This is a genomic window from Caballeronia calidae, from assembly GCF_900044055.2.
In the GTDB taxonomy this organism is placed as follows: Bacteria; Pseudomonadota; Gammaproteobacteria; order Burkholderiales; family Burkholderiaceae; genus Caballeronia; species Caballeronia calidae.
On sequence record NZ_FCOX02000356.1, the window covers coordinates 1 to 594 of the forward strand.

At 62.0% G+C, this 594-nt stretch carries 1 protein-coding gene; it reads left to right on the plus strand.

Translation table 11 applies throughout. The annotated features are described in order from the left end of the window. The coding region (locus AWB78_RS43015; RefSeq protein WP_332460153.1) for a citrate/2-methylcitrate synthase at positions 1-594 on the plus strand (594 nt) is incomplete at both ends.

Genomic DNA, 594 nt, shown 5'->3' on the forward strand with positions numbered 1-594 from the left:
CATGATGTTCTCGAACCCGTGCGAAGAGTACAAGGTCAACGACGTGCTCGTGCGCGCGCTCGACCGTATCCTGATCCTGCACGCGGACCACGAGCAGAACGCGTCGACTTCGACGGTGCGTCTGGCGGGTTCGTCGGGTGCGAATCCGTTCGCGTGTATCGCGGCCGGCATCGCGTGTCTGTGGGGCCCGGCGCACGGCGGTGCGAACGAAGCCGCGCTGAACATGCTGGAAGAGATCGGCTCGGTCGACAACATTCCCGAGTTCATCAAGCAGGTGAAGGACAAGAACTCGGGCGTGAAGCTGATGGGCTTCGGTCACCGCGTGTACAAGAACTACGACCCGCGCGCGAAGCTGATGCGCGAGACGTGCCACGAAGTGCTGAACGAACTCGGCCTGCACGACGATCCGCTCTTCAAGCTCGCGATGGAACTGGAAAAGATCGCGCTGGAAGACGAATACTTCGTGTCGCGCAAGCTGTACCCGAACGTGGACTTCTACTCGGGCATCGTGCAGCGCGCGCTGGGCATCCCGACGTCGATGTTCACGTGCATCTTCGCGATGGCGCGTACGGTCGGCTGGATCGCGCAGTGGAA